The organism is Mycobacterium lehmannii (genome assembly GCF_002245535.1).
GTDB classification, from domain to species: Bacteria; Actinomycetota; Actinomycetes; order Mycobacteriales; family Mycobacteriaceae; genus Mycobacterium; species Mycobacterium lehmannii.
Genome location: NZ_NKCN01000004.1, coordinates 78,937 through 100,033, shown reverse-complemented (window position 1 = coordinate 100,033; position 21,097 = coordinate 78,937). Strand labels below are relative to the sequence as shown.

Annotated in this window: 18 protein-coding genes and 1 pseudogene; 12 read left to right on the top strand and 7 right to left on the bottom strand. The window is 68.4% G+C overall.

Features of this window, described 5'->3' with window-relative positions; genetic code table 11:
- Positions 1–3 precede the first annotated feature (3 nt).
- Entirely contained in the window at positions 4–1,101 is a 1,098-nt protein-coding gene (locus CEX87_RS06855; RefSeq protein WP_082694871.1) for a phosphotransferase family protein, read from the bottom strand.
- Positions 1,102–1,183: 82 nt separating this feature from the next.
- Entirely contained in the window at positions 1,184–1,942 is a 759-nt protein-coding gene (locus tag CEX87_RS06850; protein ID WP_064393925.1) for a DUF2249 domain-containing protein, read from the bottom strand.
- Positions 1,943–2,000: 58 nt separating this feature from the next.
- Between CEX87_RS06850 and CEX87_RS06845 the strand changes: the two genes are divergently transcribed.
- The 3 genes from CEX87_RS06845 to CEX87_RS06835 are packed head-to-tail and all read left to right on the top strand — an operon-like array spanning position 2,001 to position 6,348.
- Positions 2,001–2,696 carry a helix-turn-helix transcriptional regulator gene (locus CEX87_RS06845; RefSeq protein WP_064425614.1) on the top strand — a complete coding sequence of 232 codons (696 nt, stop codon included), beginning with the start codon at positions 2,001–2,003 and terminating at the stop codon, positions 2,694–2,696.
- The gene (locus CEX87_RS06840) at positions 2,693–3,781 is read left to right on the top strand and encodes a hypothetical protein (protein ID WP_068199966.1); all 1,089 of its coding nucleotides are present in this window, start codon (positions 2,693–2,695) and stop codon (positions 3,779–3,781) included. Before CEX87_RS06845 ends, CEX87_RS06840 begins: the two co-directional genes overlap by 4 nt.
- Complete coding sequence (locus CEX87_RS06835) at positions 3,778–6,348, top strand: multicopper oxidase domain-containing protein (protein WP_068199965.1); 2,571 nt, start codon at positions 3,778–3,780, stop codon at positions 6,346–6,348. Before CEX87_RS06840 ends, CEX87_RS06835 begins: the two co-directional genes overlap by 4 nt.
- A 10-nt stretch (positions 6,349–6,358) precedes the next feature.
- Here CEX87_RS06835 and CEX87_RS06830 read toward each other — a convergent pair whose 3' ends face one another.
- Genes CEX87_RS06830 through cobG form a run of 3 tightly spaced genes read right to left on the bottom strand, consistent with a single transcriptional unit; the run spans position 6,359 to position 9,570 of the window.
- On the bottom strand, positions 6,359–7,822 hold the full coding sequence (locus CEX87_RS06830) for a precorrin-2 C(20)-methyltransferase (protein ID WP_064393921.1): 1,464 nt from the start codon (positions 7,820–7,822) through the stop codon (positions 6,359–6,361).
- Positions 7,819–8,445: a precorrin-8X methylmutase gene (locus CEX87_RS06825; protein WP_064393920.1), complete on the bottom strand. Its 627-nt coding sequence runs from the start codon at positions 8,443–8,445 to the stop codon at positions 7,819–7,821. Before CEX87_RS06825 ends, CEX87_RS06830 begins: the two co-directional genes overlap by 4 nt.
- 9 nt (positions 8,446–8,454) lie before the next feature.
- The gene (cobG, locus tag CEX87_RS06820) at positions 8,455–9,570 is read right to left on the bottom strand and encodes a precorrin-3B synthase (RefSeq protein ID WP_068199962.1); all 1,116 of its coding nucleotides are present in this window, start codon (positions 9,568–9,570) and stop codon (positions 8,455–8,457) included.
- 134 nt (positions 9,571–9,704) lie between these two features.
- Here cobG and CEX87_RS06815 point away from each other — a divergent pair, with 134 nt between their 5' ends.
- The gene (locus CEX87_RS06815; RefSeq protein ID WP_064393918.1) at positions 9,705–9,983 is read left to right on the top strand and encodes a hypothetical protein; all 279 of its coding nucleotides are present in this window, start codon (positions 9,705–9,707) and stop codon (positions 9,981–9,983) included.
- 36 nt (positions 9,984–10,019) lie between these two features.
- Here CEX87_RS06815 and CEX87_RS06810 read toward each other — a convergent pair.
- Positions 10,020–10,364 (bottom strand): annotated as a pseudogene (locus CEX87_RS06810) (TauD/TfdA dioxygenase family protein); the annotation flags it as partial.
- 152 nt (positions 10,365–10,516) lie between these two features.
- On the opposite strand from CEX87_RS06810, the gene CEX87_RS06805 reads away from it, so the two are divergent.
- From CEX87_RS06805 to CEX87_RS06770, 8 genes are all read left to right on the top strand, one after another.
- A complete protein-coding gene (locus CEX87_RS06805) occupies positions 10,517–11,164 on the top strand; it encodes an ABC transporter permease (protein ID WP_064425607.1) in 648 nt (215 codons plus the stop codon).
- A complete protein-coding gene (locus CEX87_RS06800) occupies positions 11,161–12,348 on the top strand; it encodes an ABC transporter ATP-binding protein (protein ID WP_068199958.1) in 1,188 nt (395 codons plus the stop codon). Before CEX87_RS06805 ends, CEX87_RS06800 begins: the two co-directional genes overlap by 4 nt.
- Positions 12,345–13,115, top strand: a complete 771-nt coding sequence (locus tag CEX87_RS06795; RefSeq protein ID WP_064393914.1) for an ABC transporter permease — start codon at positions 12,345–12,347, stop codon at positions 13,113–13,115. Before CEX87_RS06800 ends, CEX87_RS06795 begins: the two co-directional genes overlap by 4 nt.
- On the top strand, positions 13,112–14,077 hold the full coding sequence (locus CEX87_RS06790; RefSeq protein ID WP_094286526.1) for a glycine betaine ABC transporter substrate-binding protein: 966 nt from the start codon (positions 13,112–13,114) through the stop codon (positions 14,075–14,077). The genes CEX87_RS06795 and CEX87_RS06790 overlap by 4 nt, the downstream gene beginning before the upstream one ends.
- A gap of 62 nt (positions 14,078–14,139) precedes the next feature.
- Positions 14,140–15,603, top strand: a complete 1,464-nt coding sequence (locus CEX87_RS06785; RefSeq protein ID WP_068199957.1) for a flavin-containing monooxygenase — start codon at positions 14,140–14,142, stop codon at positions 15,601–15,603.
- Positions 15,604–16,006: 403 nt separating this feature from the next.
- A complete protein-coding gene (gene cobN, locus CEX87_RS06780; protein WP_068199956.1) occupies positions 16,007–19,591 on the top strand; it encodes a cobaltochelatase subunit CobN in 3,585 nt (1,194 codons plus the stop codon).
- A gap of 9 nt (positions 19,592–19,600) precedes the next feature.
- A complete protein-coding gene (locus tag CEX87_RS06775) occupies positions 19,601–19,981 on the top strand; it encodes a PPOX class F420-dependent oxidoreductase (RefSeq protein WP_064393910.1) in 381 nt (126 codons plus the stop codon).
- A 2-nt stretch (positions 19,982–19,983) separates the two neighbouring features.
- The gene (locus CEX87_RS06770) at positions 19,984–20,382 is read left to right on the top strand and encodes a PPOX class F420-dependent oxidoreductase (protein WP_064393909.1); all 399 of its coding nucleotides are present in this window, start codon (positions 19,984–19,986) and stop codon (positions 20,380–20,382) included.
- Here CEX87_RS06770 and CEX87_RS06765 read toward each other — a convergent pair.
- On the bottom strand, positions 20,366–21,073 hold the full coding sequence (locus CEX87_RS06765; protein WP_068199954.1) for a dienelactone hydrolase family protein: 708 nt from the start codon (positions 21,071–21,073) through the stop codon (positions 20,366–20,368). The genes CEX87_RS06770 and CEX87_RS06765 overlap by 17 nt on opposite strands.
- Positions 21,074–21,097 lie beyond the last annotated feature (24 nt).

Sequence of the window (21,097 nt, the reverse complement as noted above, 5' to 3'; positions counted from 1 at the left end):
GGCCTACCGATACGACGCGATGAGCTCCAAGGTCTCCAGTTCGCGGATGGCCCGGCATCCGCGGCTCAACATCGCCAGCATCATCTCATCGCCGCGCTCGGTTGACGTCGCGAACGCCGTACCGAGTGCCACGAGCAGCGGCGCCTGCACGACGCCGAGACGGTAGTCGTTCCAGCAGGTGGCGAGATCGTAATCACCGACGCCGTAACCGATCAGCGCACGGTGGTAGCGCTCGACGAGGTCACGCTCGATCTGCGCGCGCACCGTCGGTTCGAGGCTGGTCGCGGTGAAGTACGCGAGGTCGCGTGTGGGTAGCCCGATGCCGATGGTCTGCCAGTCGACCACCGTGATGCGGGTGTGGTCGGGATCGAACAACATGTTGTCGAGCCGGTAGTCGCCGTGCATGAGCGCGTAGCGGTCCGGTTCGGCCTTCAGCCAGTCGGTAACCGAAGCCATTGCTGCGGAGAGTGTTTCCTGGTCCTCGGCGCTGATCGAGGACCCGAGGCGGTCGATGACGATGTCGGCGGCCATCTTGCAGACGTCACCCATGCCCTTGGCGGCTTCGTCATCACCGGGTTTCGGCATCACGATTCCGGCCAGCTGCATCCACCGGTCGTCGCGCCAACTCGGGCCGTGTAAGCCCGCGAGCGCCTCGACGGCGAGCCGTGCCTCTACAACGCTGCACCCGGCGATCTGGTCACCCTGCACGGCCGGGGCCATGTCGGCAAGGACCAGGACGAAATCCGTTCCGTCGGGCGAGATGTCGCTGTGGAAGCAACCGGGGATCGGGATGGCCACCTGATCGGCGATCAGCGAGTAGAACTCGACCTCGGAGCGGTAACCGAGCGCCACCCGCTCGCGCACCGCATCGTCTTGGGCGGACAGCTTGATCGCGAATGTCGCGGGCAGGTCGGTGTCGCCGGCGTACGTCACCGCCGCCCGGTAGGTGGCGCCGGTCTGTCCGGTGCCGATCGCGAGCACGTCGACGGCGTCGATGTCCACGCCGAGCGCCGAGGCGAGCCAACGGGGCGTCACATCGGCAGGGCCGCGGGGGATGGTGACGACGGTGCCCTCGTCGGTCGACGGGGTCTGCTGCCCCACGGCGCCTCCCTCAGTGGTTGCGGGTGTGAGCCGAAACCGTATCGGTAAGGGCGACAGTCGTCAACGAACCCCGGCGCCCCCGTCAGCGCCGGGTCAGGCGCAGCTTCCAGGCCTCCGGCCCGCGCTCGAGGTAGTCCACCGAGATCCGGCCGGCTGTGCGGTCGTGCAGCTGGCGCAGCAGCGGCACCGGGTCGTGGGGAGCCACGAGCACCAACGCACCCCCGACCGGAACCGCGTCGAACGCGCCGAACACCGTGGCGTGCCGAATCGAGTGCGGCACCTCGCGCACGTCGAGCACGGGCTCCTCGGCGTCGGCTCCGCAACCGCAGCTGTGGCCGCCCTCGGCATGGTGATGACCGCCGATCAGTTCGTGCATTCCGTCGAGGGAGTCTGCGAGCGAGATTTCCGGGTCGGAGGCGACGATCGGCAGGATCCGGTCGTTCTCGTCGACGAGGTGGGCCTCGAACACGACCCGCAGCGCGTGCCCGGCCGCCGCGGCACGCAGGGGAGACTGTTCGGTGCGGACCTGGTCCACCAGACCGCCGATGACTCGGTGCGCGGCGATCATCGACTCGATCAGCGGCCGGGCCCGGTCGGTGTGGGCGGCGGCCGGATACAGCCGGGCCTCCTCGGCTGCGGCGTGCGGTAGCAACTCGTCGGTCAGGAATTCGGTGGCCGCGGCGCGCGCCGCTTCGAAACCGGCGCCGCGTTCGGCCGCCGTCAACATCGCCTCGGTCAGAGCCTTGAGGTGTCCGGCCAGCTCAGCGTGGTGAGTCTTCACCGTCTCGGCCGCCTCCGCGTCCGCGGGTGTGGTAGCGACGATCAGTTCGTTGACAGTCATGACGGGTCCCTTTCGGCTGTGCTGGTCCTACAGCTAGCAATTTACTACAATAATTTCCGTGGTAAATAGTGCGCCGCCTTTCGGGCCTTCTCCGGTGCCGTCCGCGACCGGTCCCGTGCCGTTGTCGGGACAGCGGTTGAGGGTGCTCGAGCACGTGCGGGCGCACGCTCCGGTACGGACTGTCGACGCGGCCGCCGAACTGGGGCTGCATCAGAACACGGTGCGCGAGCACCTGGATGCGCTCGTCGACGTCGGCCTCGTCGAGCGCGCCACCGAACCCGCCGCCGGACGTGGCCGGCCGGCGGCGCTGTACCGGCCCTCGGCGGGTGACCCCGCGTTGCGGGTCCGCGACTACGCCAGCCTCGCCACTGCGCTGGCCGGGCACATCGCCCGGACCAGCACCGAGCCCGAGCGCGACGCCCGGGCCGCCGGTGTCGAGTGGGGCCGCGAGGTGGCCGAAGAGATCGGCCGCACCACCAATGATCCGCGCCAGGCGGTCCTCGACGCGCTGGACCGGTTGGGCTTCGCTCCCGATGACGAGGGCGCCGAGCGTGGGGTGGCCCTGCGGCGCTGTCCGCTGCTCGACGCGGCCCGTCGCTACCCGAGCGTGGTCTGCCAGGTCCACCTCGGCATCGTCGAGGGGTTGCTGCACAGCGTCGATGCGCCCACCGGGCCGGGCCTGGACCTGATCCCGTTCGCCGAACCCGGCGCCTGTCGGTTGTTCCTACCCGATCCGGTGGTGAAAAACCCATGACTGAGAATCGGATTCCGCTCCGGGCGGTGTTGCTGATACCGGGAGGCTTCGCGCTGTTGGCCGGATTGGATGCCGCGCTGCTGCGTCTCGGGCTACCCGCCCCGGTGGAGACGGTCCGGCTGGCCGAGGTGCACGGCATCGTGCTCGTGCTCGGGTTCGTCGGCACCGTGATCGCGCTGGAACGCGCTGTCGCATCGGGTCGGCGGTGGTGCTATCTGGCCCCGGCGTTGTCCGGACTGGGGGCGATTCTTCTCGTCAGCCCTGCCCCGCGACCCCTCGCCGACACCGCCCTTCTGGCGGGCGCCGCGCTACTGGTCGCGGTGTATGTGCCGCTGTGGCAGCGCAGTTGGGATGCGGCGGTGCTGGTTCAAGCCGCCGGTGCGGTGTTGGCGACCGGAGCGGCGCTGCTGTGGGCGGCCGGGTTTCCCGCGTCGGACCTGCTCGGCTGGCTGGCCGGTTTCCTCATCCTGACCATCGCGGGGGAGCGCATGGAACTGGCGCGGGTGGCGCTGTCGGATACCCGCGCCGAGATGCTGCTCGGCGCGGCAACGGTCACACTCGTCATCGGGGCGGTGACGCAGTTGGTCTGGCCGACAGTCGGTTTCGCACTTCTCGGTGCGGCGGTCCTCGGGGTCGCATGCTGGCTGTTTCGATTCGACGTCGCCAGGCGAACCATCCACACGACAGGCCTCACACGGTATATGGCGGTGTGCTTGTTGGCCGGCTACGCGTGGCTATTGGTTCCCGGCATGGCGTGGTTTGTCGTCGGCGCGGTGAGCTCGGGCGGCGGATACGACGCGATCGTGCACGCGGTGATGCTCGGATTCGTGCTGTCGATGATCATGGCCCACGCACCGGTCATCTTGCCCGCGGTGCTGCGACGCCCGTTGCCGTACACCCCGGCGATGTACGGGCCGGTCATGCTGCTGCACGCATCGCTGTTGTTGCGCATAGTCATCGGTGACGTGCGCGGCGTCGAGTGGGCGGTGCAGGCAGGGGGCGTGCTCAACATCGTGGCGGTGCTCGCGTTCATCGGCGTCGCGGTCCGCGCGTCCACGCGGCAGACGATCGGGGCGCCGGTATGAACCGCTCCCAGTGGCATCTGCGGGTCGGGTCGATGGTATTCGCCTGGCTTGCAGCACTTGTCGTGATTGCACTGGTCCACAGGTCGGTGCCGATATCGACTTGGCTGCTGATCCACCTGCTCGGTCTGGGGGCGGCAGGCAACGCGATCCTCATCTGGAGCCGGCACTTCACCGATGCGCTTCTACGCCGTCCACAAGACCCGTCGAGGTCCGGGCAGGCCTGGACTCTCGCGATTTTCAACGTCGGCGCGGTCGCGGTGGTCGCAGGGATGGCCGTCTCCTTCTGGCCGGTGGTGCTGGCCGGTGGTGTCGCGGTCGCCGCCGTCGCGTTGACTCATGCCGTCACATTGGTGCGGCAACTGCGCAGCGCGCTGCCCTCGCGCTTCGGCGACACCGTGCGCTATTACGTCGCTGCGGCAGCGCTGCTTTCGGTCGGGGCCGGGCTCGGCATCGCGATGGCCAACGCGGCGCTGCCGGGCGCCCTGCACGAGCGGTTCGTCGTGGCCCACGCCGCGGTCAACCTGTTCGGGTTCATCGGTCTCACGGTGCTGGGCACATTGGTGACCCTGTGGCCGACGATGCTGCGCACCCGGATGGCGGACGGCGTCGAGGTCGCCGCCCGGCGCGGTCTGCCCCTGCTGATCGGAGGTCTGGTGGTGGCGGTGTCGGCGGCGGTGGCCGGCTCGCCGACGATGACCGCCGCGGGCGCGCTGGCCTACCTCATTTCGGCCGGCTACGTGCTGTGGCCCCACCTCGACGAGGTCCGCCGCAAGCGGCCGGGCAACTTCGCCACGCTGTCGGTGCTGTGCGGGGTGGTGTGGCTGCTGGGCTCGCTGAGCTACACCGTGGTCGCCTTCGCCACCGCACCGACATGGTCCGCACTGCTGGACCGGGCCGATCCGCTCACCGCGGCGGTGCTCGCCGGGTTCCTGGTTCAGGTTCTGCTCGGTGCGCTGTCGTACCTGACCACCATCGTCGTCGGCGGGCGCGCCGCCTCCATCGCGGCGACATTCGAACTGGAGCGCGGCGCACCGTGGCGGCTGGCTGTCGCCAACGTCGCGCTGCTGCTGTGCGTGCTGCCGACCCCGAGCCTGCTGCGGGTGGCGGCGTCGGTGTTGGTGCTGACCGCCTACGCCGCGTTCCTGCCGCTGCTGGTGCGGGCGGTGTGGCGGGCACGCAAGCTCCGCGATACGCCCTCGACGCCGGGGCCGCCGCCGTCGGGGCCGCCGGTGCGCCAGCGGCTCGGCGTCGCGGCCGCCGGGCTGGCTGTCGTGGTGTTGACGGCCGCGGCCGCGGTGGCCGCCGACCCCGCCGCGGTCGGAATCGCCGACGAGCCGCAGGTATCGGTGACCGCCACCGGACAGACCACCGAGGTCGAGGTGCATGTCGAGGGGATGCGCTACGTGCCCGACACCATCGACGTGCCCGTGGGCAACCGGCTGGTGATCACCCTCGTCAACAGCGGTTCGGACCGTCACGATCTGGTCCTGGCCAACGGGGCCAGCACCGGGCGCCTCGCGGTCGGGGAAACCGCCGTCCTCGATGCCGGGGTGATCGGCGCCGATATGGACGGCTGGTGTTCGGTGGCCGGGCACCGGCAGATGGGCATGACCATGTCGGTGCGCGCGACGGGGGCCGAGGCACACGCCGGCCACCACGACCAGGTGAGTGCGGCGTCGATCGCCGGTGACGACGTCGCGCGCAGTCTCGCGGCGACACCCGGCCCCGATTTCGTGCCGCGTGACCCCGCCTTGGCCGCCGCGACGCCCGATCACCGCGTCACCTTGGCGGTGACCGAGACGACGCGGGAGGTGTCGCCGGGAATCACGCAGCGGCAGTGGACATTCGGCGGCACGGCGCCCGGGCCGACGCTGCGGGGCAAGGTCGGCGACGTCTTCGAGGTCACCCTCGTCAACGACGGCACGATCGGGCACTCGATCGACTTCCATGCCGGGGCGCTCGCCCCGGACGTGCCGATGCGCACCATCCAACCCGGCGAACGCCTGGTCTACCGGTTCACCGCGAGCCGTGCCGGTGTGTGGATGTATCACTGCTCGACGATGCCGATGTCGGTGCACATCGCCAACGGCATGTTCGGAGCGGTGGTCATCGACCCGCCGGACCTGGCCCCTGTCGACCGCGAATACCTTCTCGTGCAGTCGGAGTACTACCTCGGCCCGCAGGGCGGCGAGGTCGACGCAGCCAAGGTCGCCGCCGACAAACCCGACCTGGTGGTGTTCAACGGCTACGCCAACCAGTACGACCACGCGCCGCTGACCGCGCGGATCGGGGAGCGAGTGCGGATCTGGGTACTCGCGGCCGGGCCGAACCGGGGCAGTTCCTTTCACGTCGTCGGCGGCCAGTTCGACACCGTGTGGTCCGAGGGTGACTACCGGCTGCGGCCGGGCCCCGGCGGCGCGCAGGCCCTCGGATTGTCAGCGGCCCAAGGCGGTTTCGTCGAGCTGAGCTTCGATCAGCCCGGGCGTTATCCGTTCGTCACCCACGCGATGGTCGACGCCGAACGCGGCGCCCACGGGATCATCCAGGTCACCGCGCAACCCGGGTAGGCCCCCAGATTCACTCCGGATACCGGCGCGGGGTGAACACCCGGTCGCCGTCATCGGTGTACCACTGGGTCTGCGAGGAGCCGACGATCAGCAGGCACCGCATGTCGACGTCGCGGGGGTCTAAGTCCGCAAGGCGCACCACTTTCACCTCCTCGCGGGGGCCGGATACGTCGCGGCCGATTACCACCGGGGTGCCGGGATCGCGGTGCTCGAGCAGTAGGTCGCGCATCGCACCGACCTGCCAGGTGCGGGTCTTGGACGCCGGGTTGTAGATGGCCAGTACCAGGTCGGTCTCGGCGGCGGCGGTCAGTCGGGCTTCGATCACGTCCCACGGCTTGAGGCGGTCCGAAAGGGAGATCACCGCGTAGTCGTGGCCCAGCGGCGCGCCGACCCGGCTGGCGACGGCCTGCGCGGCCGTCATCGCCGGGATCACCCGCACCGAAACCCCTGGCCACTGCTTGGCCTCCTCGAGCACCGCGGTCGCCATCGCGAAAACCCCCGGGTCGCCGGAGGACACGACCGCGACCGTGCGGCCCTGCTCGGCCAACGTGCACGCGAGTCGGGCGCGGGCAGGCTCGTCGGTGTTGTCGCTGGGATGCTTGCGTTGCCCGGCGCGGTTGCCCACCCGGTCGAGGTAGGGGCCGTAGCCGATGAGGTCGGTGGCCGCGGCGAGTTCACGACGGCATTGCGGGGTCATCCAGTCGGTGCTGCCCGGACCCAGTCCGACCACCGCGACGCTTCCGGTCGGCGCCTCCCGATCGCGTCGGCCCGGCAGCATGGCCAGCGAGAAGTACGGCACGGTCTCGTCGTCGACCTCGCCGGCGCTCAACACCCGCTGCTGCGGCGTGCTGGCCCGTTCGACGTAGAACGCGTCGTCCAACCGACCCGTTGCCGAGAGTGCCTCGCGCACAGCCGGGTACGACCTACCGAGTTTGAGCATCACCGCCGCGTCGGTGTCGGCGAGCCTGCGTCGAAGCTCGTCGGCGGGCAGCGTGCCCGGCAGTATCGTCAACACCTCGTCGCCCTGGACGAGGGGAGTGGCCACCGCCGCCGACGCCGCGCTGACCGACGTCACCCCCGGCACGATGACCGCATCGAACCGTTCGGTGAGCCGGGTGTGCATGTGCATGTAGGAGCTGTAGAACAGCGGGTCGCCCTCGGCGAGCAGGGCCACGTTGCGACCGGCCTCCAGGTGGGCGGCGATGCGGTCGGCGGCCTCGCGGTAGAAGTCCTCCATCGCGCCTGCGTAGCCGCCGGGGTGGTCGGTGGTCTCGGTGGTGACCGGATAGACCAGGTGCTCCTCGATCTGACTGGGCCGCAGGTACGGTTCGGCGATACCGCGCGCGATGCTGTTGCCGTGTCGTGCGCTGTGGTACGCCACGACGTCGGCCTCGCCGATCACCCGTGCGGCCTTCACGGTCACCAGTTCGGGATCACCGGGGCCCAGCCCGACACCCCAGAGCGTGCCCCTCATTCCCGTTCCGTCGCAATCGCATTCACGGCCGCGGCGGCCATCGCGCTGCCGCCGCGACGGCCCGTCACCACCAGGTAGGACATCCCGCGGGGGCGGTCGATGAGTTCCTGTTTCGATTGCGCCGAGCCGACGAAGCCGACCGGGCCGCCGAGCACCGCCGCTGGAGTCGGGGCGCCCTCGTCGAGTAGCTCCAGCAGCCGGAACAACGCGGTCGGCGCGTTGCCGATCGCCAGAACCGCGCCGTCGAGCCCCTCGGCCCACAGATCGACTGCCGCCGCGGACCTGGTGGTGCCGAGGCGCGCGGCGAGGTCGGCGGCGCGCGGGTCGGCCACCAGCGAAACCACCTCGTTGTCGGCGGGCAGCCGTGACCTGGTGATCCCCGCGGCGACCATCGACGAGTCACACAACACCGGGGCGCCGGCGTTCAGCGCGGCGTGGGTCCTGGCGACGACGTCATCGCGGTACGCGACGTGGTCGGCGACGTCGACCTGACCACAGGTATGGATCAACCTCACGACAACCCGGGCGACATCCTCGGGAAACCGCGACAGATCCGCTTCGTCGCGGATCGTCGCGAACGACTGCCGGTAGATCTCCCCGGCGTCGCGGATGTAGTCGAGCACGCGATCACCCTACGGGTGAGCGTCGCGCGTCCGGTATCCGTCTCCGGTTGCCACCAGCACCTCACCGGTGGGTGGGCTGCCGCAGGCCCGGTCGCATCCGACGAAGTGGCGGTGGCCCGCGGCCGGTTGTGTCACCGCGGCGGCGGCGTCGGCGCGGACGTCGGCCAGCGAGTGCTCGCAACCGGGGCGCCCCGTGCAGGCGCTGACCGACAGCCAGGGCGAGTTCTCGTCGAACACCAGGCCCAACGGGGCGAGCACGCGTAACGCGACGTCGGCGACGTCCTCGGTGAGGTCGAACACCAGCACCGAGCGCCACGGCGTGATCACCATCGGCGCCTCGATTGCGGCCAGAAACTCGGCCGTTCGGGCGGGCAGCACGCCCAGAGGAACCGCCGCACCCAGCGCGATGCGGCCGTCGTGCTGTTCGAGCCAACCGACGGGCGGCCGGGTGACCGCCGGCCACGTCGTACCCGGTTCCACGGACGGCAGCAGCCCGCCCAGCAGGGCGCCGGTCTCACTGAGTTCCTTGACGCGCCAGGCATTTTCGCGCGTGGCAGCGAAGCGACGGGCCACGTCGAGCATCGTCGACACCGCCGTCTGCATCGGCACCCGGACACCGGTGTCGCGCCCGGCCAGCAGCAGCGCGGCGTCGGCGGCCGCGACGTGCACGCCGACGTCGGGGGCAAGACCGGAGATGTCGCCGCGCCCGTCGTCGATGCCGAACAGGAACCGGCCGGGCAGCGTGGCCAGTTCCGGGTCGGCCTGGATGGCGTCGTCGAGCTCGGTGACGATTCCGCGGATGTCGGCGGTCACTCCCACCCGCCCCGACAGCGGTGAGGCGACGATGTTGCGCACGCGCTCGTGCGTCGGCGAGGGCAGGAGCCCGGCCGCGGCCACGGCCTCGGCGACCGCCCCGGTGTGGGTGACGCCGCGGATCTGGAGGTTGCCCCTCGACGTGAGCTCCAGCGTGCCCGCGCCGCATTCGGTGGCCGCCCGTGCCAGCGCCTCCAACTGCGGAGCGGTGATCACCCCGCCCGGCAGCCGCATCCGCGCCAACGCGCCGTCCGCCGCCTGATGCACCTGCAGCGCACCGGGGCAGGCGTCCTGGTCGCGGGTCCTGGCCACGAGTTCACGGTAGTCCGTGGGTGGCCCCCGCAAACACAGGTAGTGCCTTACGCGTGCGTGGCCTACCGCGGGCTCCTAACTTCACAAACATCCAGGTCCGAGGTGGACCGGGCGAGCACGGTGGGAGAGTCGCCATGACCGAACTGACCAGAACGAGGCGTCCGTCGACGGAACATTCCTCGACACGTCCGGCGCCGACGGCCGAACCGACGCTGATCACCGAAGAGCAGGTGCGGTTCGGCACCGCGGCCGCCCGGTTTCCGTCACCGACGTACCGGCACTGGCCCTCGGCGCTGGATGCGGTGCGCGGGCTCTGGCACCACAGCGGCCGCCAACCTGCGCGTAACCACTATCCACAGCGCTTCGCCTACCTCGAGGAAGCGTTGCTGTCTCGGGAGTGCAACCGGCTCTGATCAGCTGGCCAGCGCCGGGGCCTGCCCGCCGGAGGCTTTCACCACAAGATGTTCGGTCTCGTAGTAGTCGGAGACGAATTCGTCGCGGTATGACCGCTGTTCGGCGGTGAGTGCCGCGCCCGGCTCATCATGCAGCGAGGCGTAGTCGTACTGGTTTGTGTGCACGGCCCACAGGTTCTCGGCCAGCGCACGCAACGGCGCGGGCAGACGGTCGTAGGCGGCCTCCGTGGATGCCCATGTCGTCGTGCCGCCGTACGGGGGCAGGGTGATGGCGCGCAGGATGGACGCTTTCGGGATCCGGTCGACGAACGTCACGTCGGTGCTGGCGCTGAGGTCGACGCCCTCGATCCGGGCGCCGATGTGTGCGCCGAGCTTGACCACCCGCAACGAAAGCGGCACGTGGTGACCTCCAGACGATGGATGAAACGTGGTGAACACCTTCGCCTCAGCACCGTGTGACGACGACCGTTCGACTCAGCGCGAATCGAACAGGGCTGGGTTTCGGCTCGATCAAGATCGGGTAGCTCACCGCCGTGAGGGCACTGTGGGACTACATATGGGCCCACCAGGCGCAATTGGCGTTCGACTCCTACCAGCACGTCAGCGCGGTCGTCCAAAGTGTGCTCATCGCGACGATCGCCGGCGTGGTGATCGGTGTGCTGACCTACCGCAACCCGGTCGCCGCCAACCTCGCCACCTCGACATCCAGCGTGATCATGACCGTCCCGGCGTTCGCGCTGCTCGGCCTGCTGATTCCGTTGTTCGGGCTCGGCGTGGTTCCCAGCATCACGGCGCTGGTGCTGTATTCACTGCTTCCGATCGTGCGCAACACGATCGTCGGGCTCACCGCGGTGGACCCCGCGCTGACCGACGCGGCGCGGGGCATCGGGATGAGCAGGCTCGACACCCTGGCCCGAGTGGAACTGCGGCTGGTGTGGCCGTCGATCCTGTCGGCCATGCGGATCAGCACTCAGATGTCGATGGGCGTGCTGGCGATCGCCGCATACGTCAAAGGACCGGGGCTGGGGAACCTGATCTTCACCGGGTTGGCGCGGGTGGGCAGCCCGACGGCCGTCCCGATGGCGCTCGCCGGCACGCTGCTCATCGTCATCCTCGCGCTCGCGCTGGATGCGGTGCTCGTCCTGATCGGCCGCCTCACCACGTCGAAAGGCATTCGATGACAGGGCAACTCATACCGGACGACATGGCCTCGAACGGCAGCACCGGGGTGCGCATCGTGCTCGACCACGTCTCCAAGGTCTATCCCGGCTCCGACCGCCCTGCGGTGGACGACGTGTCGCTCGAGATCCCCGCAGGCGAGATCGTCGTGTTCGTTGGCCCGTCGGGATGCGGGAAGACCACGATGATGCGGATGATCAACCGGTTGTCGGAGCCGACGTCGGGCACGATCATGATCGGCGACAAGGATGCGATGTCGATCCGCGCGACCGAACTTCGCCGCTCGATCGGCTACTCCATCCAGCAGGCCGGGCTGTTCCCGCATATGACGATTCGCCAGAACGTGGGTCTGGTGCCCGGGTTGCTGCGCTGGGACCGCAAATGCATCGCCGAGCGGGTCGACGAACTGCTCGACATGGTGGGGCTGGAGCCGAGCCAGTACGCCGACAGGTATCCACGCCAACTGTCCGGTGGGCAGCAGCAACGTGTGGGGGTCGCGCGCGCGTTGGCCGCCGACCCTCCGGTTTTGCTGATGGACGAACCCTTCGGCGCGGTCGACCCGATCACTCGCAGCACGCTGCAGGACGAACTGCTGCGGTTGCAGGGCGAACTACGCAAGACCATCGTTTTCGTCACCCATGACTTCGGTGAGGCGGTCAAGCTCGGCGACCGGATCACCGTACTGGGCAACCAGTCCAAGGTGCTGCAGTACGACACTCCGCAGAACATCCTGGCCAACCCCGCCGACGACACCGTGGCCGGCTTCGTCGGCTCCGGCGCCTCGTTGCGCCAGCTGGGGTTGACGCGGATCAAGGACGTCGAGCTGCGGCCGCATCCCTCGGTACGCCAGACGGATTTGATCGATGACGTGCGAAAGACGCTGGCGGGCAGCGAGTTTGACTGGGTCGTTGTGCTCGATGGCCGCGACCGGCCGGTCAGCTGGATCCGGGGCGCCAAGCTCGCGCACGCCACGACGTTGGCCGATGTCGTCGAACCGCTCGATGTCGTCAGCACACATTCCACGCTCGAGGACGCGCTCGAGGCAATCCTCGCCGACCAGCACGCGTCGGCGGTGGTGGTCGGTGCGGGCAGCCGGTACGAGGGTGTCGTCACCCTGGACACGCTGATCAACACGATCACCTGGCTGCGGGTGTCGGCGGAGGCCGACACGGACGGACAGCCATGACCGCGGTCGCGGATTCCGCTCAGTCGTCGGGTGCCAGTTCGGGTGAGCGCATACGACTGCTCATCCAGCCGGTCCTGGTGCTCATCATCGCTGCCGCCGTGATCTTCTGGGCGTTCAACCGCGACCTGACCGCCACCCAGCAGGAGAACATCAACCCCGGCAACATCGCCACACTGATCTGGCAGCACCTGTTGATCACCGTGGCGGTTACCGCGATCGTGCTCGCCATCGGCGTTCCGCTTGGGGTGCTGGTCACCCGCCCCGGGGCGAAACTGTTGCGCCCGTTGTTCATGGGCGTCGCCAACATCGGCCAGGCGGCGCCGGCCATCGGGCTGCTCGTGCTGCTGTTCCTCTGGTCGGGTAGGACCGGGTTCTGGATCGGCGTCCTTCCGATCGCGCTGTACTCACTGCTGCCCGTGCTGGCCAGCACCATCCTCGGCATCAATCAGGTGGACCGGTCGCTGGTGGATGCGGGACTGGGACAGGGCATGTCGCGACGTTCGGTGCTGACGCGGGTCGAGATGCCGCTGGCGATCCCGTACATCCTGGCCGGACTGCGCACGTCGTTGGTGCTCGCCGTGGGAACCGCGACACTGAGCTTCCTCGTCAACGCCGGCGGTCTGGGCATCCTGATCGACACCGGATACAAATTGCAGGACAACGTGACCCTGATCCTCGGCAGCGTGCTCGCGGTCTGCCTCGCCCTGCTGGTCGACTGGATGGGCGGATTGGCCGAGTTCTACCTCAATCCCAAGGGCCTTCGATGATCCGCTGCTCGATCGCCGCGCTGGCCTGCCTGCTGCTCGCCGGGTGCGGGCTGGGAGCGGGCAGCACCGTGCCGCTCAAGGTAGGCCCCGGCTCCATCCAGCCCGTCGCCGCACTCGAAGGAGTGCAAATCACGGTGGGCTCAAAGGAATACACCGAACAGGTGATCCTCGGATACATCCTGGAGTTCGCGTTGACCGCCGCCGGTGCCGACGTGCGTGACCTCACCGGCATCGTAGGCTCACGCAGCACCCGGGAAGCCCAGTTGTCGGGTCAGGTCGACGTCGCCTACGAGTTCACCGGCAACGCATGGATCAACTACCTGGGCCACGAGAAGCCGATTCCCGACAGCCGCAGACAGTTCGAGGCCGTCCGCGACGAGGACCTGGCCCGCAACGACATGGTGTGGTTGCCGCCCGCACCGATGGATGATACCTACGCGCTGGCGGCCAGCAGGGCAGTCGTCGAGCGGACCGGTGTGCGCACGCTTTCGCAGTACGCCGAGTTGGTCAAGCGCGATCCGGCGGCTGCGCGTACGTGCGTGGACACCGAGTTCCGGGCCCGCCAGGACGGCTTTCCCGGAATGGCGGCGGCCTATGGGTTCGATCCGGCGCGGGCGCAGACGCCGGTACTGCAGGTCGGGATCATCTATCAGGCCACAGCGGACGGCACGCAGTGCGACTTCGGCGAAGTGTTCACCACCGACGGCCGCATCTCCGCGCTCGACCTCGTGGTACTCGTCGACGACAAGCAGTTCTTCGCCCACTACAACCCGTCGGTGACCATGAAACGTGCCTTCTACGAAGCACATCCGCAGATCGCGGAGGTCACGGCGCCGGTGACGGCCGCTCTGACCAACGAGGCGATCATGGAGATGAACAAGCAGGTCGACGTGGAGGGCCGCGACCCGAGCCAGGTCGCGCGGGACTGGATGGTGGCCGAAGGTTTCGTCACCGTGCCGTAGCCCCGATTGCCACGACAACCACGCTGGTCAGGCGTACCCTTCCGGTAGCCGGAGGGGGTTCGATGGCAGAGAAACGCACAGTGCGTATCGCGATCGTCGGCGCAGGCATGTCGGGCATCTGCATGGCGGCCAGGCTGCAGGACGCGGGCATCGACACCTTCACGATCTTCGAGCAGGCCGACGAAGTCGGTGGCACCTGGCGCGACAACACCTATCCCGGACTCCACTGCGACGTGCCCTCGCGCTTCTACTCGTATTCGTTCCGGTCCAATCCCGAATGGACGCGGTTGCTGCCGCCGGGTGGCGAGGTGCAGTCCTACTTCATGCAGGTCGCCACCGAGCGCGACATTCGAACCCACATCAGATTCGGCACAGCGGTGACATCGGCGGAGTTCCGCGACGGCACGTGGTGGGTCAGCACCACCGGCGGCACAGAAGCGTTCGACATCGTCATCACCGCCACCGGAATCCTGCGCGTGCCACGCTATCCGAACATTCCCGGCCTGGACACTTTTGGGGGCCCGATGTTTCACTCATCGCGCTGGGACCACTCGGTGTCCTTGCAGGACAAGCGGATCGGGCTGATCGGGACGGGCTCGACCGGTGTCCAGATCACCGCTGAGCTCGGCGGGAACGTCCGCGGTCTGACGATCTTCCAACGCACCGCGCAATGGGTCTTCCCGTTCCCGAACCCGCGCTACTCACCGATCACCAAGGCAGCACTTCGACGCTTCCCGGCGATGAGCCGCCTCGGCTACCGCTTCTGGCAGGCCGTGTACGAGAACTTCTTCGCCAAGGCCATGGTTTCGCCGGGATTCCGTCGCCGACTGGTGTCGGCGATGTGCCGGTGGAATCTCAACCTCTCGGTGCGCGACCCAGAACTGCGGAGCAAACTGACACCGAACTACCAGGCGATGTGCAAGCGCATCATCGCGGCCGGCCACTACTACCAATCCGTTCAGAAGCCGGGCGTCGACGTCGTCGTCGATCCGATCGACCACGTCGAGCCCAAAGGTGTCGTCACTGCGGACGGGACACTGCACGAGGTGGATCTGCTCGTCGTCGCCACCGGCTTCGACGCCCACGCCTACGTGCGTCCGATGGAGATCATCGGCGAGCACGGAGTGTCACTCAACGAAGCCTGGGCAGACGGGCCGCAGGCCTACCGGTCGGTCGCGGTGCCGGGATTCCCGAACCTGTTCATGCTGATGGGCCCGCACTCTCCGATAGGACAACAGTCGTTGGTGATCATCGCCGAGAACCAGGCCGACTACGCGATGTGGTGGATCGAACGCATCCGCAACGGCGACATCGTCGCCGCGGCCCCGACGGACGTCGCCACCAAGGATTACAACGAGGAGATGAAAGCCGCTATGCCGCAGACGGTTTGGACCACCGGCTGCAACAGCTGGTATCTCGACAAGAATGGTCTACCGGAACTGTTCCCCTGGGAACCCGTTCGGCATCGCCGGCTGCTGGCTTCGCCGGTGCTGTCGGACTTCACCGTCCACACCGCTCAAAAGTGACGATCGTCACACTAGAGCCTCTAGTGATCCGTGCCACACAAGTTGGCCGCAAAAACCCGCTGACGTCGTAAGTTCCAGATTACTGCACGCGTGTGCAGTAAGCGTCAGGAAGGAACGACGATGTTCGAACTCATCGTGTTCGGTGCTCTTCTGGTCGTACTGATCGCCGCCCTCGGACTGCCGTATCCGCAGAGCACGTATGGCCGCTGGAACCGCCGCTAGACACCTCACCCTTTTTGCGCGAGCGTGCGAGTCTGCAGACGACACGCCGCGAAGATTCAGCACGTTCCGCACGCTCGCGCCCGCCGACGGGTGCGTGGAGTGCGCACATCACGCGGCGTGTCGTCGACAGACCCGCACGCTCGCGGAAAACGGGGGTGAGCGTGTGGGGTAGGAATGGGGGGTGCCGGAACCTGCTGTACTACTGCTGTCCACCTCTGACACCGACCTCATCACCGCCCGGTCCAGCGGCGCCAATTACCGGTGGGCCAACCCGTCCCGGCTGGTCGACGGTGAACTCGGCGAACTGCTGAGCGGCGTGGGCGTCGTGGTGGTGCGGATTCTCGGCGGCTACCGCGCCTGGCAGGACGGCATCGATGAGGTGGTGGCCAACGGCGTACCCACCGTCGTGGTCAGCGGCGAACAGTCGCCCGACGCGGAGTTGATGGGTCACTCGACCACGCCCGCGGGGGTCGCGCTGCAGGCACACGTCTATCTCGCTCAGGGCGGTGTGGCGAACCTGCGTCACCTGCACGCATTCCTGTGCGACACCCTGCTGATGACCGGCTTCGGGTTCTCACCGCCCGAGAGCACACCGCTGTGGGGCGTGGTGCCCCGCGACGGCGGCGGCGACGGACCCACGGTCGCCGTGCTCTATTACCGCGCGCAACATCTCGCCGGCAACACCGCCTACGTCGAGGCGCTGTGCGACGCGATCGAGGGCGCCGGTGGCCGTGCGCTGCCGGTGTTCTGCGCTTCGCTGCGCACCGCCGACGCGGACCTGCTCGAACTGCTCGGGTCGGCCGACGCGCTGATCACGACGGTGCTGGCGGCAGGTGGCGCCACCCCGTCGAGCGTGTCAGCCGGCGGCACGGATGACGCATGGAACGTCGCGCACCTCGCGGCGCTGGACGTTCCGATCCTGCAGGGGCTGTGCCTGACGAGCCCACGGGCGCAGTGGCAGAACAACGACGACGGGCTCTCACCGCTGGACGTCGCTACCCAGGTCGCCGTGCCGGAGTTCGACGGGCGCATCATCACGGTGCCGTTCTCGTTCAAGGAGATCGACGACGAGGGCCTCACCTCGTACGTGCCCGATCGTGAACGGTGCGCCCGGGTCGCCGGGCTGGCCGTCCGCCATGCGCGGTTGCGTGCAATCCCCGTGCAGGACAAGCGGATCGCGGTGGTGTTCTCCGCCTACCCGACCAAGCACGCCCGCATCGGCAACGCCGTCGGGCTCGACACGCCGGCCAGCGCGATCGCGCTGCTGCGCGCGATGCGCGAGCACGGCTACCGGATCGGCGACGGTGACGGCGATCTCGACACCATCATCGCCTCCGGTGACGGCGACGCACTCATCCACAATCTGATCGAACGCGGCGGCCAGGACCACGACTGGCTTACCGAAGGCCAAGTCGAGGGGAACCCGATCCGGGTGTCGGCCAAGGAGTATCGCGACTGGTTCGCCACGCTGCCTGCCGAGCTCACCGACGCGATCGTCGAGCACTGGGGTCCGCCGCCAGGAGAGATGTTCGTCGACCGCAGCGCCGACCCCGACGGTGAGATCGTCATCGCGGCACTGCAGGCGGGCAACGTCGTGCTGATGGTGCAGCCGCCGCGCGGTTTCGGTGAGAACCCGGTCGCGATCTATCACGATCCGGATCTGCCGCCGAGCCACCACTATCTGGCCGCGTATCGGTGGATCGAGTCGGTGTTCGGCGCCGATGCGGTGGTGCACCTCGGCAAGCACGGCAACCTGGAGTGGCTGCCGGGTAAGACGCTGGGCATGTCGGCGGCCTGTGGATCCGATGCCGCGCTGGGCAGCCTGCCGCTGATCTACCCGTTCCTGGTCAACGATCCCGGTGAGGGCACCCAGGCCAAGCGTCGCGCCCACGCCACGCTCGTCGACCATCTGATCCCACCCATGGCGCGCGCCGAAACCTACGGTGACATCGCGCGTCTGGAACAGCTGCTCGACGAGCACGCCAACGTGTCGGCGCTCGACCCCGGCAAGCTGCCCGCGATCCGTCAGCAGATCTGGACGCTGATGCGCGCCGCGAAGATGGACCACGATCTCGGTCTCGAGGAAAGACCCGAAGAGGACTCGTTCGACGACATGCTGCTGCACGTCGACGGCTGGCTCTGCGAGATCAAAGATGTCCAGATCCGCGACGGGTTGCACATCCTCGGCCAAACACCAAGCGGCGAAGACGAACTGGACCTGGTGCTCGCGGTGCTGCGGGCGCGCCAACTCTTCGGCGGCGAGCAGACGGTGCCGGGCCTTCGCCAAGCGCTCGGCCTCGCCGAGGACGGCAACGACGAACGCACCGCCGTCGACGCCGCCGAAGCACAAGCCCGGAAGCTGGTCGCTGCGCTGCAGGATTCGGGGTGGAACGCCGAGGTGGTCGACACGCTGACCGACAACGCCGACGTCGCCGCGGTGCTCCGGTTCGCCGCCACCGAAGTGGTGCCGCGGCTCGCGGGCACGGCCGAGGAGATCACCCAGATCCTTCGCGCACTCGACGGTCGCTTCATCGCCGCAGGCCCGTCGGGATCGCCGCTGCGGGGGCTGGTCAACGTGCTGCCCACCGGGCGGAACTTCTACTCGGTCGACCCCAAGGCGGTGCCGTCACGACTGGCCTGGGAAACCGGTGTGGCGATGGCCGATTCGCTGCTGGATCGGTACCGCCAGGACTACGGCGGCTGGCCGCGCTCGGTCGGCCTGTCGGTGTGGGGCACATCGGCGATGCGCACCTCCGGTGACGACATCGCGGAGGTGCTCGCCCTGCTGGGGGTGCGCCCCGTGTGGGACGAGGCGTCGCGGCGAGTCGTCGATCTCGAACCGATCGCGCTGGCCGATCTCGGACGGCCTCGTATCGACGTCACCGTGCGCATTTCCGGTTTCTTCCGGGACGCCTTCCCACACGTCGTCACGATGCTCGACGACGCCGTGGCGCTCGTCGCCGGCCTCGACGAACCGGCCGAGGACAACTACGTCCGCGCGCACGCCCAGGCCGACCTGACCGAGCATGGCGACGAGCGTCGCTCCACCACTAGGATTTTCGGCTCGAAGCCGGGCACATACGGTGCCGGGCTGCTGCAGCTGATCGACAGCCGCAACTGGCGCGACGACGCCGACCTCGCCGAGGTGTACACGGCGTGGGGCGGATTCGCCTACGGCCGCGGATTAGACGGAGCCGCCGCCAGTGATGATATGAGCCGGCAGTACCGCCGAATCGCGGTGGCGGCCAAGAACACCGACACCCGCGAACACGACATCGCCGACTCCGACGACTACTTCCAGTACCACGGCGGCATGATCGCCACCGTTCGTGCACTGACCGGTAAGGACCCCGCCGCCTACATCGGCGACAACACCCGCCCCGATGCCGTGCGAACCCGCACCCTGTCCGAAGAGACCACCCGGGTGTTCCGCGCCCGCGTGGTCAACCCGCGTTGGATCAACGCGATGCGCAGGCACGGTTACAAGGGTGCGTTCGAGATGGCCGCCACGGTCGACTACCTGTTCGGTTACGACGCCACGGCAGGCGTGATGGCCGACTGGATGTATGAGCGGCTGTCGGCGGAATACGTGCTCGACGACGAGAACCGCAAGTTCATGACCGAGTCCAATCCGTGGGCCCTGCACGGTATGGCCGAACGGTTGCTGGAGGCCGCCGACCGCGGAATGTGGGCGGCCCCGGAGCAGGCGACGCTCGACGGTTTGCGCAAGGTGCTGCTCGAGACCGAAGGCGACTTGGAGGGCTAGGTTGGGGAGGTGTCTGCCACCTTCGCCGATGTCGCCAAGTCCGAGTACATCCTGCTGACCACGTTCACCAAGGACGGCAGGCCCAAGCCGACACCGATCTGGGCGGTGCCCGAGGGTGACGGGCTGATCGCCATCACGCAGGAGTCCTCGTGGAAGGTCAAGCGGATCCGCAACACCCCGCGGGTGACCATCGCGCCGTGCGACATGCGCGGCAACCCCAAGGGGGAGGCGGTCGAAGCCGTCGCCGCGGTTCTCGACAAGTCCGCCAACGGCGCGACTTACGACGCGATCGGCAAGCGCTATGGTCTGCTGGGCAAGACGTTCAACGTTTTCTCCAAGCTGCGCGGGGGAATGAAGAACAACGTGACCATCGAGATCAAGCCGGGTTGACCGTGGCCGACACCTTCGACGACGTCGCCCGCTCGAAGTACATCCTGCTGACCACGTTCACCAAGGACGGCAGACCCAAGCCCACCCCGATCTGGGGTGCCCCCGAGGACGACAAACTGCTCGTCATCACCGATGACGGGTCGTGGAAGACCAAGCGCATCAACAACACCCCGCGGGTGACGATCCAGAAGTCCACGGCGCTGGGCAAGCCGAAGGGCGACCCGGTCGAAGCCGTCGCCCGGGTGCTGCCCAAACAGGAGACCCGCCGCGTCTTCGACAAGGTCACCCGGCGCTACTGGTGGCATGCGTGGTGGTGGATCCCGCAGGCGCTCATCCGCGGTGGCATCGACAAGATCCACATCGGCATCGAGATCAAGCCCGCGGTCAACCCCGCGGGGTAGCCGTCAGGTGCTCGCCGAAGAACGCGAACACCCGCGCCCAGGCGTCGCTGGCCGCCGCCTCGTTGTAGCCGAAACCGGTGATCCGCAACAGCGGCTGCCCCGGCAACTTGTTCGCGAAGCTGTGCCCGGCATCCGGATACGCCTTGATGTCGGCCGGAATCTGCTTGTCCGCAACCACTTTTCGTAACCGGTCCGCCGCTCCGATGCCGATCGGGTCGCGGCGACCGAAGCTGGCGACGATCGGGCACGCCCCGATCAACGTCTCGTCGAGTCGGCGGGGCAGCGGGGTGCCGTAGAACGGCGCGGACGCGCCGAACCCCTTCGGCGACATCACCAGCGCGAACTGCCCACCCATGCAGAACCCGGCGATGCCGACGGCGCCCGTGCACTCGGAAAGGCCCTGCACATGGTCGCGGGCGGCGAGGATGTCGTCGAGCGCGCGACCCCGCTTGCTGAGCAGTTCGCGAAACACCCGGGTGATGCATCTGGCCCGGCCACCGCGCGAGTACAGGTCGGGGGTGATGGCGATGTAGCCCGCCTCGGCGATGCGCGCCGATATCGCCGCGTTGTCCGGTCCGTAGCCGATCGCGTCGTGCACGACCACGATCGCCGGCCACGGGCCCTCGCCGGCCGGCGTCGAGAGCAGCGCGTCGATGGGACCGCCCGGCGTATCGATCTTGATCGTGGCCACACCGCCAATCTACGGAACCCTCGC

Coding starts and splice junctions, on each gene's coding strand:
- CEX87_RS06850 (WP_064393925.1), bottom strand. CDS start 1,942: ATGACTGTCAACGAACTGATCGTCGCTACCACACCCGCGGACGCGGAG.
- CEX87_RS06840 (WP_068199966.1), top strand. CDS start 2,693: ATGACTGAGAATCGGATTCCGCTCCGGGCGGTGTTGCTGATACCGGGA.
- CEX87_RS06835 (WP_068199965.1), top strand. CDS start 3,778: ATGAACCGCTCCCAGTGGCATCTGCGGGTCGGGTCGATGGTATTCGCC.
- CEX87_RS06830 (WP_064393921.1), bottom strand. CDS start 7,822: ATGAGGGGCACGCTCTGGGGTGTCGGGCTGGGCCCCGGTGATCCCGAA.
- CEX87_RS06815 (WP_064393918.1), top strand. CDS start 9,705: ATGACCGAACTGACCAGAACGAGGCGTCCGTCGACGGAACATTCCTCG.
- CEX87_RS06800 (WP_068199958.1), top strand. CDS start 11,161: ATGACAGGGCAACTCATACCGGACGACATGGCCTCGAACGGCAGCACC.
- CEX87_RS06795 (WP_064393914.1), top strand. CDS start 12,345: ATGACCGCGGTCGCGGATTCCGCTCAGTCGTCGGGTGCCAGTTCGGGT.
- CEX87_RS06790 (WP_094286526.1), top strand. CDS start 13,112: ATGATCCGCTGCTCGATCGCCGCGCTGGCCTGCCTGCTGCTCGCCGGG.
- CEX87_RS06785 (WP_068199957.1), top strand. CDS start 14,140: ATGGCAGAGAAACGCACAGTGCGTATCGCGATCGTCGGCGCAGGCATG.